Source organism: Pseudomonas sp. BP01, from assembly GCF_022760795.1.
GTDB lineage: Bacteria > Pseudomonadota > Gammaproteobacteria > Pseudomonadales > Pseudomonadaceae > Aquipseudomonas > Aquipseudomonas putida_Q.
Genome location: NZ_JAFBKA010000002.1, coordinates 237,213 through 251,430, shown reverse-complemented (window position 1 = coordinate 251,430; position 14,218 = coordinate 237,213). Strand labels below are relative to the sequence as shown.

Below are 14,218 nucleotides of genomic sequence, written 5' to 3'. Positions count from 1 at the left end.
TGCGCATCAGCGACGATCAGCGGTCTTGGTCACGCTGTGGGTTATCGCGCTGCGACTGCTGACCTCCCATGCGGTCTTTATCAGCCTGGTTCTGCTTGTCGGTCATGCTGTCTTCCTGCCGGCCGCCTTTGCTTCCGCTATCGCGGTCCCAGTCCTTGTTCATCTTGTCCTCGGGCTTCTGCCCTGGCTGGTTCTGACCTTGTTGCTGCTGGTTGGGCATGCCACCACCCGAGCCTTGACCGCCCTGCTGGCCGGTACCTGCGGTGTTGTTGCCAGTACCGCTATTGGCATTGCCCTGGTTGGCGCCCTTGTCTTGATTATTAGCCATGATCGCTTACCTCAAGTCAGACACAGAAAGGCCTGTGTGCTTCATACGACTGCGGCCTTGCAGGCGTGGATGTATTTATTCGCGGCCTTTCGGATGAGCGATACCAAATGCAGCGACTTGATACTGCGCGGCACTAAATACCGATGTGCCGTAGGACCGGGACTGAGCCTTCGTCCGGCGAAAGGCACCCGCTTTGGCCAGGAAAATTGGCACAATTCATCTGTTTAGGCTGATCTATGCCGCTGCATGGCATATCCTTGTGCCTCGCAATCAACTTCGAAGCAGTGAATTGAACAATGGGTTTTGAACAACTAGCCGAGCTACGTGACCGCCTGCGGGCGGAGAAAGTGCAGGAAAAGGCCGATAGCACCAATCAGCCCAAGCGCAAGGCCCCGCCACAGGCCAAGCCTCGTGAGCAGGACCCGGCGGTGGCAGCGATCTGGCCATTGCAGAAGCATTTTCCATTGGCCTTCCCTGTCAATCCGGCCCCCAAGGTTCCGCTCAAAGAGGGCATTTTCAAGGATGCCGAGCAACACCTGGAACTGCTCGGAATCACCCGCGAACAGCTCAAGCTGGGCATTTCTACCTGGTGCAAGGGAACCCGCTACTGGGCAAGCATGGTGGAGAATGCCCCGCGCCTGGACTTGAATGGTCAAGTCGCTGGCATTGTGACCGCCACTCAGGCGACGCATGCGAAGCAGCAGGCTGCGCGGCATCGCAGCCAGGACCGACGAAATCGTGCGAAGTCGAAGGCGCGTGTTGCGGCCCCCGCTGCCGAGAGCGCAGCGCCGCAGACTTCGAGCTGAATACAGTCGCGCCCTGCCCGGTGCCTGTCAGGATGAAACCCACAGGGAACTGGGCTGGGCGTGTGACTGAGGATCGCTATCGTATTCAAGCTGCGCCTGAAGCCAGTCGATGAATGCCCGTACATGGGGCCGGCTCAGGTTCTCTTGGCGGGTAACCACGTAATAGGCGAAGCGCGAAGGCCAAGGCCGGTCTACCGCTACCACCAATCGGCCGTTTCGCAGGTCTTCCTCCGCGTGCTGCGCCTGTACCAGCGCGATGCCCTGGCCACTGGCGGCCGCGCGTAGCAAAAGCAGGTCTTCGTCAAAACTCGCCCCTCGGCGGCTGCGGTGGTCGGGCTCGACACCATGAGCCTGCAACCACAACGCCCAGTCCGCACGGTCGGCATCTTGCAACAGTGGGTAGCGCAGGCAGTCCTGCGGCTCATCCAGCGCCGGCCCGCCCGCAAGCAGGCCAGGGCTGGCTACCGGCAGCAGCACAGGCGCCAGTAGCGGTATCGATTCCAGCCCAGGGTAATCGCCCAGGCCATGGCGCAGGGCAATATCGACAGGATCACGATGCAGGTCGACAAGCTCGGCCGTGGACTGCACACGCACGTCGATTTCCGGGTGCAGTGTATTGAAATCCACCAACCGGGGCACAAGCCAGCCAGACGCGAATGAAGGCTGGGTGCTGATCGTAAGGGTTTTAGCGCGAGTGAGCGCCTCCAGGTCCAGCAGCGCGCTTTCGATCTGGCCAAAACCGCGTGAAAGCCCAGGATAAAGGCTCGCTCCAGCCTCGGTAAGCTGCACCCCATAGCGGCTCCGGGTCAGCAGGATGACGCCAACACGGTCTTCCAGCAGACGAATCTGTTGACTGATTGCGCCCGGTGTAACCCCCATACGCTCGGCGGCGGCCTTCAGGCTGCCCAGCCGAGTGGTTTCGGTGAAAGCGCGCAATGCGAGCAACGGCAAGACCGCACCCATAGTATTCCAACCTTAGAAAAACTGATGTTAGCGAGTGAAAGGATCGTTAGTAAGCCTGCTGGCTGATGCCTAGCATAGCGTTCAGCCATACAAACTCGAATCAGTTTTTTTAAGGTGAATACCATGCAGGGTCCTTCATTCGAGCTGTACACCGACAGCTCCCCCAACGGCTTCAAGATCACCATTGCCCTGGAGGAGCTGGGACTGCCTTATCGTCTCATCCACGTGAATATCGACCTGGGAGCACATAAACAGGCTGACTTTCTGGCACTCAACCCGGCAGGCCGCATCCCGGTATTGGTAGACCGCCAAGCCGGCATCGTACTGTTCGAGTCAGCAGCGATTCTGCTGTACCTGGCGCAGTACAGCGGGCAGCTGCTCGAACAGGCCGCACAACCCCGCTGGATGGCGATTACCTGGCTGATGCACCACAGCGCCAGCATGGGCCCTTTACTTGGCCAGCGCGTGCACTTCGACTGCTTCGAGGCCATACCCAACCCTGCGGCGCAGAAGCGCTACCGCACCCTCACCGAAGATGCCTTCGCACTCCTTGACCAGCAACTCGCCACCCGTGCGTGGCTGGCCGGCGAATCCTATTCGATTGCAGACATTGCCAACTTCGCCTGGTTGCACATTGCCGCGATCGTGGGGTTCGACTTCAGCCCCTATCACCACCTGAATCGCTGGTACCGAGAAGTCGAGAAGCGCCCATCCGTACAACGCGGTATCCGTCTCCCCGCGCCAGCCATTGGCCCCTGAACCCCTGCAAGGATTGCCCATGAACCTCATCAACAGCAAAGGTGCCAGCGCCGATGCCTTTGCCCAGCATCCCGGTTACCGTCGCATGTTCGCCCAGGGTCAGTTGACCCTGGGCATCTTCCTCCCGCTTCGTTTCCATGACGGTGACATGGCTGTGCTCCGTGGACAGGCGCAGCTGGTCAATGAAATCGACCGCCTGGGCTTCGCAGCCGTATGGGTACGCGATGTCCCCTTGTACGACCCGGCATTTGGTGACGCCGGCCAGGTATTCGACCCGTTCACCTACCTTGCCTATCTGACAGCTCATACCGCTAACATTGCCTTGGCCACCGGTAGCGCGATCTTCGCCCTGCGCCACCCCATCGACCTGGCCAAAGCTGCGGCAAGCCTGGATTGCCTGTCAGGTGGGCGCCTGGTGCTGGGTATTGCATCGGGCGACCGCCCCATCGAGTTCCCCGCCTACGGCCTGCCCCATGAGACGCGTGGAGAGCGCTTCGCGCAAAGCGTGGACTACTTCCGTCAGCTATTGGCTGGCCAGCCTGCGCCAATCCATTCGCCACTCGGCCAACTCGATGGCGCGCGGCTGCTCCCGCACCCCGTTACCGGGCGCATCCCGTTGCTGGTGACCGGCTCGTCACGCCAATCCCTGCAGTGGCTTGGCGAACAGGCCGATGGCTGGATTACCTACCCCGAAGCCACTCATAACGTCCTTGGTCCGCGGCGCTTGGCGGAAAAGATCCGGGCTTGGCGAGCAGCCATTCCTGGCGGTGGTTTCCGTCCGCATGTCACCAATGAATGGATTGATCTCGATGAAGACCCGCATTTCCCGCGCACGCCGCTACAGGGTGGCTACGTGTTGCGCACTGGCCGCAACGGGTTGATCGCACTGCTACATGAGTGGCGCGAAGCCGGGGTCAATCATGCTGCATTGGGCATGCAGATGGCCAAGCGCCCTTCACAGGAGATCATCCAGGAGCTGGCAGAAGAAGTACTGCCGCTGTTTCCATCGCTGAGGGGGCCAGCACCCCATACGCAAAACTGGTAGCCACTGTGGGTTTCAACGGAGCGCTTACCGTCTGTTGGCCTGAGGCAGTACATTGAGAGCGGCTGCCTTCGACCCATAGCTGCCATTGCGAAAGCACTGCCATTGCTCTTTTTCCGAGGCCGGCGCGAACCCGGTGGGAGCGGGTTCACCCGCGAAGCAGGCAACGCGGAGGCTGGCACGGGCTTCGCCCGTGTTCGCGGGTAAACCCGCTCCCACAAAGATCAGCTCTGACACGACTGGCAACTATGGATCGCAAGCGGCCATTCATTCATGGCCGTAATCGGCATTCCAATCGTTGAAGGCTTGCATCATCCTCTGCCTGGTCGATAAGACCTCCTGTTACCAAGGTTTATTCCGCCTACGCTACAGAGATGTCACTGACATCTCTGCCCAAGGAGTCACCCCATGTCCACGCTTTATCCCAGTAATGATCCTGAGGGGCTGATCGAGTACTCGGTGGTCTATACCGACCGCTCGCTCAACCACATGTCACAAACCTTTCAAGGCGTGATGAAGAACATTTCCAGCACGCTGAAACGGGTCTATGGCGCCCAGGCTGTTGCGGTAGTGCCGGGCAGCGGTACATTCGGCATGGAATCGGTAGCGCGACAGTTTGCCACCGGCCAGCAATGCCTGGTGATACGCAACGGCTGGTTCAGTTATCGCTGGAGCCAGATCCTTGATGCGGGCAACATTCCGGCGGCCACCACAGTGCTGAAAGCCCGACCGGTCGATGCGGGGCGCCAGGCCGCCTACACGCCCCCGCCGCTGGAGGAAGTGCTGGCGAGCATCCAGGCGCACAAGCCGCAGATCGTCTTTGCCCCCCACGTTGAAACCTCATCCGGGATTATCCTGCCCGACGATTACCTGCGGGCCGTCGGCGACGCGGTGCATGCGGTGGGTGGCCTGTTCGTGCTGGACTGCATCGCCTCCGGCACGCTTTGGGTTGATATGCACAAGTGCGCAGTCGACCTGCTGATCAGCGCACCGCAAAAAGGCTGGAGCGCCTCCCCTTGCTGTGCCCTGGTGATGCTCAGCGCGTTGGCCCTGGAGCGCATCGAGCACACGCAGAGCAGCAGCTTTGCCTGCGACCTGAAAAAGTGGCTTCAGATCATGCAGGCCTACGAACAAGGCGGACATGCCTACCATGCAACCATGCCCAGCGATTCGCTGGCGCGGTTCAACGACGTGATGAACGAGATGCAAGCCTACGGTTTCGAGAAGGTGCGTAGCGAACAACAAGCGCTGGGTGATCGGGTGCGCGCCATGCTGACCGGCAAAGGTATCAAGAGCGTGGCCGCAGCCGGCTTTCAAGCCCCGGGGGTTGTGGTGAGCTACACCGATGATGCCGACATCAAGAGCGGCAAGAAATTTGCCGATCACGGCTTGCAGATAGCCGCCGGCGTGCCGTTGCAATGCGACGAGCCGGCCGACTTCCAGACCTTCCGCATCGGTCTGTTCGGGCTCGAAAAACTGCACAACATCGAGCGTACGGTCAGCACTCTTGAGCAGGCCCTTGATGAAGTGATGGCGGACTAAGTGATCCGGCGGGGAGCCCGTGAAACGGGCTACGCGCCGGATGGCACGGGCTTCGCCCGTGTTCGCGGGGCAAGCCCGCTCCCACAGAGACCTTAGGCACAGAGACCTTGTGCCACAGCCTCCCTATTGCAGAGACACCGCATGCCGCATAGACCTCGTACCACCGTTGAACAGATGATCAATGATCCAATTCATCCTTGATGATCTTGCCGTCATGGGGATCGACCTGGAATTCGTACTGCTTGCCGTCAGCTTTCATGCCCTCACCTTCCCAATGGCCGTCATCGGCCTCGATCTTGGTGATCTGCGTGTAGCCGGCACCTTTCAGGGTCGCCTCTGCCTGATCCTTGGTCACCTTCCAGTCTGCCCCAGGCTGATCAGCCCATGCTGCAGTGCTGGCCAATGCGCCGGCCATGGCCAGGCCTGTGAACAGTCGAGTCATCGCTTTCATCGCTAACATCCTTTTTCATGAGGTTAAACGGTCTGACTGGCGCGCCAATGCCGCGGTTCAGTTTGATTTGATGCCCGCCGCACCTATCAATCGATGAACCAGGGCTGCACGAAAACAGTCAACCCATTACCTGACAATGACGGAAGGATGGGTGAGCGAATGGTTTCGTTTGATCTGCAACGGATGCTGATAGGCGAGTTCCCATTTACCTTTCTTCTGGAAGTTGCCGTCCGTGCTTCGGCGGCCTTCCTCGCCGTGTTCCTGTTTCTGAAATTCAGTGGCCGACGCGGGATCAGGCAGCTTTCCCGTTTCGAGCTCGTAGTGATTCTTACCTTGGGCTCTGCCGCCGGCGATGTGACCTTTTACGAAGATGTGCCTCTGCTTCCGGTGGCCCTGGTTTTCCTCACACTCTTTCTGCTTTATCGAGGCACGGTCTACCTCATGAGACGAAGCAGAACCTGCGAAGCCTGGATCGATGGGCTGCCCATTACGGTAGTCAAAGATGGCATGTACGAGATTCATTCGCTGCGTCACTTGAACATTTCACCGAATGAACTGTTCATGGAACTCCGCCAACAAGGCGTCGAGCATCTGGGCCAGGTTCGCCTGGGCCTTCTGGAAACCGATGGCGATCTCAGCCTGTATTTCTACGACCAGGAGGACACACGACCCGGCCTGTCGGTGCTGCCGGTTGAACACCGTCCGGAGTACCTGTCGCCGCCCGGCGCCGGCTTGCACTGCTGCGTCAGCTGTGGTTTTCCGACCTATCATGAAGCGCACGACACAATGGCATGTACACGCTGCGGTCATACGGTGTGGTCACCTGCATTGGTCACTGTGCGCAACCGCTAGCGGGTTTCGCCCAAAGGTGCCAGCCTTCTGCATTGGCAGCAAAGGCTGGCACTGCACGTCCAACCGATCAAGGCGTGAAGCCCAGGCCAGCGGAAAGGTCTGAGCCTTGTGGTTTGCCGGCTTGCTGGGGCTGTTGCTGCTGGCCCGCCTGATCGAGCGATTGCTCGACAGATGCCTTCGCCTCGCTGGCTTTTTCCTTGAGCGTGTCGGTCAAACGATCACTGCTGGCGCCCATCAGCTGATCTTCCTTGCGGGTACCGGGCAGCGCCGCCCCCAATGCAGCGCCCAGGGCCATGCCCAAGGCAGCCAACACGAGCGGTTGCTCCTGGAGCAGATGATCGAACTGACCCTTCAGCGCCGTAGCCTGGTCTGCGACCTTGTGTGCAGAGTCGCGCAGGGTGCCTGCCGAAGCGCCCACGGAATCGCGTACGCCGCTGCCAAGATCATGGGCCCGTTCGCGTACGTCATGGGCTTTCATGCTCACCTGCTGCCTGGCATCGTGCACCGCCTCCCCCGCATGGGCAAACGCATCCTTTACCGTATCCACGGCGTCTGTCAGTTTTTCGCCCAATCCGGGGCCCTGGTGCGCAGGCCCAGGGTTGAAGGGGCGGTTCTGGTTCAGGCCCAGCCAGACCAGGCCCAGTACAGTCAGGGTAGCGGGTACGGGGTTGTTTTTGAGAGTAGTGCCCAGGTTTTGAAAGAATTCGCCGCCATTGCCCTTGCCGTAGGCCAATAGCCGGTCGACCATCTGGCCTGGGCTAAGGCGCTGTTCAAGCGCATCCATCAGGTCGCTGATGTGCTCGCGCTTGGCATTGATTTCCTGCTCGAGCAGGTCCGGGGCTTTTTGCGCGTCATGTTCAAAGGAAGTGGTCATGGCAATTTCCTCTTCAGCGTGTCCTTGTCCTGTTGCATCGCGTGTAACGTGCGCTCAGGGGCCAGGTGCGCAGGCTCGAACTGCTTTTTGCCGGACTGCAGCATGATGAACCCTATCACCACGGTGATCGCGCCCACGATCAAGGCTGCAAGCCAGGGTTCGACTACCATGGCCAATGCGTAGACCGCCGCCAGCAGCAGGATGATAAAGCCCGCCAGTACCACGATCGCACCCGCCGCAACCGCCGCCGTGCCGGCCTTGAGCGTGGCAAGGTTGTGCTGCAGTTCGGTTTTGGCCAGTGCCAGTTCCTTGGTGAACAAATCCGGTACTTCCCGCATCAACTGGCGCAACAGGCCTCCGACGCCGACGGCGTCGTCTTCCGGCGTGTGCAATCCCGGTGTGGCATGCATGGGATCTTTGTTCATCATTCACCTCCTTTGAGCGGGTCGCGCTCGAACGGGCTGCCGCTGACCGGCGTGCCTGCACCAGCCCCGACCGGATCGACAGGGGTGTAAGGGTGCCGGATGGAAACGTCGCTACCGCGATCAGGCGTCACGGCCTGCGCAGGGGGTGACGAGTGCCCCTCATGGGATGTGGCCGCAGCCTGGGCGCCATGGCTGGCGCTGGCGCGTATGAACCGCGACACTGCAAACCCCACCGCTACGCTACCGGCCAGGAACAGCGCGGGGTTGCTCCGCGCCAACTGGGCACCGCGCTGCAGCAGGTGCTCGGCACTTTCATGGCGTACCTGTTCGGCAAAGTCGCCCATGCATTCTGCGGCCTGGCTGAGGTATCGCGAGAGCCCCAGCGTGTCGTTGTCTTGCAGCGCTGCTGCGGCCGAACGCACCCCTTCCTCAAGCGAATCAAGCTGATCTGCTGCGCTATCGCGGTAGTGCTCGAATTGCTCGCTGCCTTTCTCCCTTGCCTCACCAAGCAGCGCACCTGCCTCATTGGTGATGGCATGCACATGATCCTGAGTGTTGCCGGGTGGGGACGTTGAGCTTTGATCGGTCTTGTCCATCGTCATGCCCTCGTAGCTGACTGTTGAGCGAATGCCACAACAATGACTGGGCATTCATTCGGGGGACGCAGGCATGACGACGGGAGTTCAGAGTATGTGATCTATGACATTTACCTGAAGGCTCAAAAGAAATGACGCGATTAACCTGCGGCACTGGAGCCGGCGCAGAGGCTTTGGATGCGCTGGTAATCAGCGCCAGCAAGGGCATTCCGTTTGTCGGTACCGACGCACGGTTCGCCGCCGGGCAGGACGAAGAAGAAGTGAACAACCCAAAGAGGAGATTCACCATGAACATCATCAAGGCCCATTCACTGCTACTCGTACTGTGCATCGGTGCCAGTGCACCGTTGGTGTTGGCAGCCACCGACATGAACGACCAACGCGCACCTGGTGCGCAGACACAGGACAACGGCCCGATGGATGGCACCGGCTCCGGCACGCCTGGGGATGGCATGGGAACCGGGTCTGGCGGTACGGGGACCAATGGCACCGACAATACTGGGGGTGACGGGACCGACAACGGCTCGGGGACGGGAACCGGCGCGGGTAACGGCACGGGTGGCGCCCCAGGTAGCGGCACAGGATCGGACGCCGGCAGCGGAGGCTCGGGCGGTTCTGGTTCTGGTTCTGGTTCTGGTTCCGGCTCGGGCGCTGGCGGTAGTGGCGGTGGTTCAGGCGGTTGAGCCAACCACCCAAATCTGCCTGCGATCATTCAAACCTGAAAGCTGTCGCGATCCCTGTGGGAGCGGGCAAGCCCGCGAAGCAGACTACGCGGTGCTGGCACGGGCTTTCGCCCGTGTTCGCGGGAAGCCCCGTTCCCACAGGGACTGTACAAGCTTCTAGACCCAGGCACGGGCACTTCGGCCAGATCGGCTGAACGTTTGCACAGCTGGCCCGGTCGCACCACAGAGATGCAGTCAACTGTGCAAGACCGACCGTGAGGACCATCCATGAGCGCAACCGCCCCCGAGGGTGTCGTAGAACACCCCATCCGCCTGACCCTCAATGGTCAGCCCCGATCACTGCAGGTGCACCCCTGGACCACGTTGCTCGACCTGCTGCGTGAGCAACTGGACCTGGTAGGCACCAAGAAGGGCTGCGACCATGGCCAGTGCGGGGCCTGCACAGTGTTGCGTGATGGCAAGCGTATCAACGCCTGCCTCACGCTGGCGATCATGTGCGACGGGGCCGAGCTGGTCACCATCGAAGGGCTGGCCAGCGACGGCGAGCTGCACCCCGTGCAACGCGCCTTCATCCGCCATGATGCCTTCCAGTGTGGCTATTGCACGCCGGGGCAGATCTGTTCTGCAGTCGGGCTTGTTAACGAAGGGCATGCCGACAATCGCGAGGCCATTCGCGAGCAGATGAGCGGCAACCTTTGCCGCTGCGGTGCCTACGGCAACATCGTCGCGGCAGTGGAAGAAGCCATGCCATTGATGAAGGACGTGGCCCAGCCGCAAGGCGGGACGAACCCATGACGCCATTCAGTTATCACAAGCCCGCATCGGTCAGCGAAGCTGTCAGCCTGGCAGACGCCACCTCGCGCTTCATTGCCGGTGGTACCAACCTCGTCGACCTGATGAAGGAAAACGTGGTTCGCCCCAACCGCCTGATCGACATCTCCGGCCTTGGCCTGAACGGCATCCAGCCCACCTCGAACGGCGGCGTGCTGATCGGTGCATTGGTGAGCAATGCCGACCTCGCCTGGGACCCGATCATCCAACAGCATTATCCACTGCTGTCAGAGGCCATTCTGGCTGGGGCATCACCTCAGTTGCGGAACATGGCCAGCACCGGTGGCAACCTGCTGCAACGCACCCGTTGCTATTACTTCTATGACACCGGCACCCCCTGCAACAAGCGCGAACCGGGCAGCGGATGCCCAGCGCGTAAGGGCTTGAACCGTATCCATGCCATTCTCGGCGCCAGCGATGCCTGCGTCGCCACGCACCCCTCGGACATGTGCGTTGCACTGGCGGCGCTCGAAGCTGTGGTGCATGTACAGGGGCCAGCCAGTGAACGCAAGATACCCTTCGCGGATTTCCACCGCCTGCCCGGCGACGCCCCGGAGCGCGACAACCAACTGGCAACCGATGAACTGGTGGTCGCCATCGAGTTACCGCCCCCTGTATTCGAACACCATTACCGTTATCTGAAGATTCGCGACCGCGCCTCCTATGCGTTCGCACTGGTATCAGTCGCCGCGGCCTTGAGCCTCGATGACGGCGTGATCCAGCAGGCTCGGCTGGCATTGGGCGGCGTTGCCCACAAACCGTGGCGGGACACGGTTGTAGAAACGATGCTGGCCGGCCAGGCGCCTTCGCAAGCGCTTTTCACCCAAGCCGCACACACCCTGCTGCAAGGGGCACAACCCCTGAGCCACAACGGCTTCAAGGTAACACTCGCGCAACGTGCAATCGTTCGGGCATTGAGCGAGGCAGTGCTCGGTGCCGCAGCCGGGGGGACAACACCATGATCGACACCACACCCATAGTCGGCACGCCCCTGGACCGCGTGGACGGCGTCGCCAAGGTTACAGGGCAGGCGCGCTACGCAGGTGAATACCCACAAGCCGGGCTGCTCCATGGCAGCGTCGTGTGCAGTACCATCGCCTGTGGTCGGGTGCTCGCCATCGACCATTCACAGGCAATGCGCGTGCCCGGGGTAGTCGCTGTGCTGGACCATGGCCATCGGCCGCACATTTCCAGTTATGACGACGATTACAGTGACGCCGACTCGGCCGAGGGGTCGCCGTTTCGCCCCTTGTTCAACGACCGCGTGCTCTACAGCGGTCAACCCTTGGCCCTGGTGGTAGCCACAACCCTTGAGGTGGCGCGATACGCAGGCTCGCTGATCAGAATCGACTATGCCGAGGAGGCCCACCAGACAGACCTGGGTGCAGCCCGGCAGTCGCATGAGGCACCCGCCGAAACACCGGCACCGCGTGGCGATTTCGCCGGGCAGTTTACCGCTGCGCCGGTGCAGATAGATGCCACCTACCTGACGGCCAACGAGCATCACAACCCGATGGAGCCCCATGCTTCGACCGTGCACTACAAGGCCGACGGCACCCTCGAAATCCACGACAAGACCCAAGGCACGCAAAATTGCCAGGACTACCTGCACAAGGTGTTCGGCCTGCCCAAGGCCAACATTCGCGTGCGCGCGGCATTCGTCGGCGGCGCCTTCGGCTCGGGCCTGCGCCCACAGTACCAGTTACCGCTGGCCGTGATGGCGGCGTTGCATTTGCAGCGCTCGGTGCGCGTCACGCTGACTCGCCAGCAGATGTTCACCTTCGGCTACCGGCCCCGCACCGAGCAGCGGCTGCGTCTGGGTGCTGACGCAAGCGGGCGGTTGCTGGCAATCGCCCACGATGCACTGGGCCAGACATCACGCTTCGAAGACTTTACCGAGCATCTGGTGGAATGGAGCGGCATGCTCTACCAGTGCGACAACGTTGCGCTCAGCTATCGCCTGGCGCCGCTCGATGTATACACCCCGCTGGACATGCGTGCCCCAGGGGCCGCGTCAGGCATGATTGCCCTCGAATGCGCCATGGATGAGCTCGCCTGCGCCGCGCAGATCGACCCGCTCGACCTGCGCCGGCGCAACTTCGCCGCCAACAATGGCAATGAGGGCAAGCCCTACTCCAGCAAGGAGTTGCTGGCATGCTACCAGCAAGGTGCCGAGCGTTTCGGCTGGCAAAACCGCAACCCGCAACCGCGCAGCATGCGCAATGGCCACCAGCTGATCGGCTGGGGCATGGCCGGCGGGGTCTGGGAAGCCATGCAGATGAAGGCCAGCGCCAAAGCCTGCATCAATGCCCAGGGGCACCTGACCGTCAGTAGCGCCACCACCGACATCGGTACCGGCACCTACACCGTAATGACCCAGATCGCAGCCGATGCAGCCGGCATCGGGGTGCAGGATGTCACCTTCGTGCTGGGGGACTCCTCCCTGCCGACAGCACCGCTGCAAGGTGGCTCGTTCACTGTGTCGTCGGTGGGCTCTGCCGTGCGCCAGGCCTGCCTGGTGCTGCGCAGCAAGCTGCTGGAACATGCGCGCAACTCGTATCCCGAAGTGGCCGGCACCCCCATGAAGCAGATCGTCTTCGCCGAGGGCTACCTGCATGCGGGCAGCCATCGCCTGGCCCTGGCGGAAATAGTCGCCAGCGCTCCGGGGCGAAGTTTCGAAGTGCAGATAGAAGCTGAGCCGGGTGCCAGGCGCCAACCCTTCTCCACCGCGACACATTCGGCGGTCTTTGTGGAGGTGCATGTTGACGAGGACCTTGGCACGATCAAGGTCACCCGGGTGGTCAGCGCCGTCGCAGCAGGACGGGTGGTCAACCCGAAAACCGCGCGCAGCCAGATCCTGGGGGGCGTGGTGTGGGGCGTGGGCATGGCCCTGCACGAGGAAGCCTTGACCGATCACCGGTTGGGCCGCATCGTCAACCACAACCTGGCGGAGTACCACATCCCGGTCAACGCGGACAGCGGCGATATCGAGGTGATCTTTGTTGAAGAGAACGACGACATCGTCAACGAGCTGGGCTCCAAGGGGGTGGGTGAAATCGGCGTGGTCGGGGTGGCGGCGGCAGTGGCGAACGCTGTTTACCATGCCACGGGCAAGCGTGTGAGGGCTTTTCCGATCACGCTCGACAAGGTGCTGTAATCGAGTACATCAACGCCTTTGCAAGCAGGCCTGGGTCGCCAGTGCGTCGCCCTGGGCCGCTCCGCTTGCGGTGTTGTCGAATACGCACCAGGTCGGTAGTTGCAAGCTGTCGCGCTTCTGCAGCTGGGTAGCCAGGCGCTGCAGGTAGTCGCTGCCATAAGCGCTGCGATAAATCTGTGGCTCACCGTGCAAGCGCCAATAGGCCAGGCCCTGCCAGCCGCCTGGCTGGGCATCCACACCAAAGCGCGAGGGGCTGGCCGCGACTTGGGCAACCTGAAAGTCGACGAGCACCGACTGCGCTGCCGCCCATGATCGGTGCCGCGGCTCGACCGCCAGCCCTCCCCCATAACGCGCGCGCAGGTCGGTGAAAAACGCATGAACAACGTCAACTTCAAACGCCAGCGACGGCGGCAACTGCACCAGCAGGCACCCAAGGCGATCGCCCAGATGCCCGCACTCATCGAGAAACCGCTCGAGCAGGCCCGCACAGCCCTGCAAGCGGTGCTCATGGGTGATGGCCTTGGGTAACTTGACGGCAAAACGAAAGTGCTCAGGCACCGACGCAGCCCATCGGGCATAAGTTTGCAACCGATGAGCACGGTAGAACGAGGAGTTGATTTCGACCGCGTTCAATCGGCCCGCGTAACGCTGCAAATGGGTCCCATGCAGGGGGAAGTGTTCGGCATGCAGCCGTGACAGGTTCCAGCCTGCGCAACCAAGATGAATCATCCTGAGCGTCCCTCTTGCGCATCATTCGTGCCCTCTCCTAGTCGAGGCTCGGGTACCCAGAGAGGTTCACTCGCTGCACACCAGCGGTCATCTTGTAATTCAGCACGCCACTGGAACCCCTGACCTGAACTTTACAGCGCCCCACGCATTCCCCTGCTTACCCGATGCCTTTGTACACAG

The 14,218-nt window shown here is 61.4% G+C and carries 16 protein-coding genes; 9 read left to right on the top strand and 7 right to left on the bottom strand.

Annotated elements, in window-relative coordinates; translation table 11 throughout:
* Positions 1–16 precede the first annotated feature (16 nt).
* Positions 17–328 (bottom strand): hypothetical protein, encoded by a 312-nt coding sequence (locus tag JOY50_RS03235; RefSeq protein WP_019473310.1) that lies wholly within the window; start codon positions 326–328, stop codon positions 17–19.
* Between the two features lie 296 nt (positions 329–624).
* On the opposite strand from JOY50_RS03235, the gene JOY50_RS03230 reads away from it, so the two are divergent.
* Positions 625–1,134, top strand: coding sequence for a ProQ/FinO family protein (locus tag JOY50_RS03230; protein WP_132840213.1), 510 nt, complete (start codon positions 625–627; stop codon positions 1,132–1,134).
* A gap of 27 nt (positions 1,135–1,161) precedes the next feature.
* On the opposite strand, the gene JOY50_RS03225 is transcribed toward JOY50_RS03230, so the two are convergent.
* Positions 1,162–2,097, bottom strand: coding sequence for a LysR substrate-binding domain-containing protein (locus JOY50_RS03225; protein ID WP_243054761.1), 936 nt, complete (start codon positions 2,095–2,097; stop codon positions 1,162–1,164).
* 123 nt (positions 2,098–2,220) lie between these two features.
* Here JOY50_RS03225 and JOY50_RS03220 point away from each other — a divergent pair, with 123 nt between their 5' ends.
* The 3 genes from JOY50_RS03220 to JOY50_RS03210 all read left to right on the top strand — a co-directional run bounded on the left by JOY50_RS03220 (position 2,221) and on the right by JOY50_RS03210 (position 5,440).
* On the top strand, positions 2,221–2,856 hold the full coding sequence (locus JOY50_RS03220) for a glutathione S-transferase family protein (RefSeq protein ID WP_243054760.1): 636 nt from the start codon (positions 2,221–2,223) through the stop codon (positions 2,854–2,856).
* 19 nt (positions 2,857–2,875) lie between these two features.
* Positions 2,876–3,901: an LLM class oxidoreductase gene (locus tag JOY50_RS03215; protein ID WP_243054759.1), complete on the top strand. Its 1,026-nt coding sequence runs from the start codon at positions 2,876–2,878 to the stop codon at positions 3,899–3,901.
* A 405-nt stretch (positions 3,902–4,306) separates the two neighbouring features.
* Complete coding sequence (locus JOY50_RS03210) at positions 4,307–5,440, top strand: aminotransferase class V-fold PLP-dependent enzyme (protein WP_243054758.1); 1,134 nt, start codon at positions 4,307–4,309, stop codon at positions 5,438–5,440.
* Positions 5,441–5,618: 178 nt separating this feature from the next.
* Here JOY50_RS03210 and JOY50_RS03205 read toward each other — a convergent pair whose 3' ends face one another.
* Complete coding sequence (locus tag JOY50_RS03205) at positions 5,619–5,891, bottom strand: PepSY domain-containing protein (protein ID WP_019473302.1); 273 nt, start codon at positions 5,889–5,891, stop codon at positions 5,619–5,621.
* A 159-nt stretch (positions 5,892–6,050) separates the two neighbouring features.
* On the opposite strand from JOY50_RS03205, the gene JOY50_RS03200 reads away from it, so the two are divergent.
* Positions 6,051–6,743 (top strand): DUF421 domain-containing protein, encoded by a 693-nt coding sequence (locus JOY50_RS03200; RefSeq protein ID WP_019473301.1) that lies wholly within the window; start codon positions 6,051–6,053, stop codon positions 6,741–6,743.
* Positions 6,744–6,810: 67 nt separating this feature from the next.
* On the opposite strand, the gene JOY50_RS03195 is transcribed toward JOY50_RS03200, so the two are convergent.
* Genes JOY50_RS03195 through JOY50_RS03185 form a run of 3 tightly spaced genes read right to left on the bottom strand, consistent with a single transcriptional unit; the run spans position 6,811 to position 8,638 of the window.
* Entirely contained in the window at positions 6,811–7,617 is an 807-nt protein-coding gene (locus JOY50_RS03195; protein WP_132840200.1) for a DUF3618 domain-containing protein, read from the bottom strand.
* Positions 7,614–8,042, bottom strand: coding sequence for a phage holin family protein (locus JOY50_RS03190; protein WP_019473299.1), 429 nt, complete (start codon positions 8,040–8,042; stop codon positions 7,614–7,616). Before JOY50_RS03190 ends, JOY50_RS03195 begins: the two co-directional genes overlap by 4 nt.
* Positions 8,042–8,638: a hypothetical protein gene (locus JOY50_RS03185; RefSeq protein WP_132840198.1), complete on the bottom strand. Its 597-nt coding sequence runs from the start codon at positions 8,636–8,638 to the stop codon at positions 8,042–8,044. The genes JOY50_RS03190 and JOY50_RS03185 overlap by 1 nt, the downstream gene beginning before the upstream one ends.
* Positions 8,639–8,769: 131 nt before the next feature.
* Between JOY50_RS03185 and JOY50_RS03180 the strand changes: the two genes are divergently transcribed.
* The 4 genes from JOY50_RS03180 to JOY50_RS03165 all read left to right on the top strand — a co-directional run bounded on the left by JOY50_RS03180 (position 8,770) and on the right by JOY50_RS03165 (position 13,309).
* Entirely contained in the window at positions 8,770–9,321 is a 552-nt protein-coding gene (locus JOY50_RS03180) for a hypothetical protein (RefSeq protein WP_243054757.1), read from the top strand.
* Between the two features lie 267 nt (positions 9,322–9,588).
* Positions 9,589–10,116 (top strand): (2Fe-2S)-binding protein, encoded by a 528-nt coding sequence (locus JOY50_RS03175; RefSeq protein ID WP_132840196.1) that lies wholly within the window; start codon positions 9,589–9,591, stop codon positions 10,114–10,116.
* Positions 10,113–11,114 carry a xanthine dehydrogenase family protein subunit M gene (locus JOY50_RS03170; RefSeq protein ID WP_132840194.1) on the top strand — a complete coding sequence of 334 codons (1,002 nt, stop codon included), beginning with the start codon at positions 10,113–10,115 and terminating at the stop codon, positions 11,112–11,114. The genes JOY50_RS03175 and JOY50_RS03170 overlap by 4 nt, the downstream gene beginning before the upstream one ends.
* On the top strand, positions 11,111–13,309 hold the full coding sequence (locus JOY50_RS03165) for a xanthine dehydrogenase family protein molybdopterin-binding subunit (RefSeq protein ID WP_243054756.1): 2,199 nt from the start codon (positions 11,111–11,113) through the stop codon (positions 13,307–13,309). Before JOY50_RS03170 ends, JOY50_RS03165 begins: the two co-directional genes overlap by 4 nt.
* A 9-nt stretch (positions 13,310–13,318) precedes the next feature.
* Here JOY50_RS03165 and JOY50_RS03160 read toward each other — a convergent pair whose 3' ends face one another.
* Positions 13,319–14,038 (bottom strand): DUF72 domain-containing protein, encoded by a 720-nt coding sequence (locus JOY50_RS03160; RefSeq protein WP_243054755.1) that lies wholly within the window; start codon positions 14,036–14,038, stop codon positions 13,319–13,321.
* Positions 14,039–14,218: the final 180 nt, after the last annotated feature.

Excerpts from the sequence above, each read along its gene's own strand:
- JOY50_RS03190 (WP_019473299.1), bottom strand. The coding sequence starts at position 8,042 with ATGAACAAAGATCCCATGCATGCCACACCGGGATTGCACACGCCGGAA.
- JOY50_RS03170 (WP_132840194.1), top strand. The coding sequence starts at position 10,113 with ATGACGCCATTCAGTTATCACAAGCCCGCATCGGTCAGCGAAGCTGTC.
- JOY50_RS03175 (WP_132840196.1), top strand. The coding sequence starts at position 9,589 with ATGAGCGCAACCGCCCCCGAGGGTGTCGTAGAACACCCCATCCGCCTG.
- JOY50_RS03210 (WP_243054758.1), top strand. The coding sequence starts at position 4,307 with ATGTCCACGCTTTATCCCAGTAATGATCCTGAGGGGCTGATCGAGTAC.
- JOY50_RS03195 (WP_132840200.1), bottom strand. The coding sequence starts at position 7,617 with ATGACCACTTCCTTTGAACATGACGCGCAAAAAGCCCCGGACCTGCTC.
- JOY50_RS03215 (WP_243054759.1), top strand. The coding sequence starts at position 2,876 with ATGAACCTCATCAACAGCAAAGGTGCCAGCGCCGATGCCTTTGCCCAG.
- JOY50_RS03220 (WP_243054760.1), top strand. The coding sequence starts at position 2,221 with ATGCAGGGTCCTTCATTCGAGCTGTACACCGACAGCTCCCCCAACGGC.
- JOY50_RS03225 (WP_243054761.1), bottom strand. The coding sequence starts at position 2,097 with ATGGGTGCGGTCTTGCCGTTGCTCGCATTGCGCGCTTTCACCGAAACC.
- JOY50_RS03180 (WP_243054757.1), top strand. The coding sequence starts at position 8,770 with ATGACGCGATTAACCTGCGGCACTGGAGCCGGCGCAGAGGCTTTGGAT.
- JOY50_RS03235 (WP_019473310.1), bottom strand. The coding sequence starts at position 328 with ATGGCTAATAATCAAGACAAGGGCGCCAACCAGGGCAATGCCAATAGC.
- JOY50_RS03185 (WP_132840198.1), bottom strand. The coding sequence starts at position 8,638 with ATGGACAAGACCGATCAAAGCTCAACGTCCCCACCCGGCAACACTCAG.
- JOY50_RS03205 (WP_019473302.1), bottom strand. The coding sequence starts at position 5,891 with ATGAAAGCGATGACTCGACTGTTCACAGGCCTGGCCATGGCCGGCGCA.
- JOY50_RS03160 (WP_243054755.1), bottom strand. The coding sequence starts at position 14,038 with ATGATTCATCTTGGTTGCGCAGGCTGGAACCTGTCACGGCTGCATGCC.
- JOY50_RS03200 (WP_019473301.1), top strand. The coding sequence starts at position 6,051 with ATGGTTTCGTTTGATCTGCAACGGATGCTGATAGGCGAGTTCCCATTT.
- JOY50_RS03165 (WP_243054756.1), top strand. The coding sequence starts at position 11,111 with ATGATCGACACCACACCCATAGTCGGCACGCCCCTGGACCGCGTGGAC.
- JOY50_RS03230 (WP_132840213.1), top strand. The coding sequence starts at position 625 with ATGGGTTTTGAACAACTAGCCGAGCTACGTGACCGCCTGCGGGCGGAG.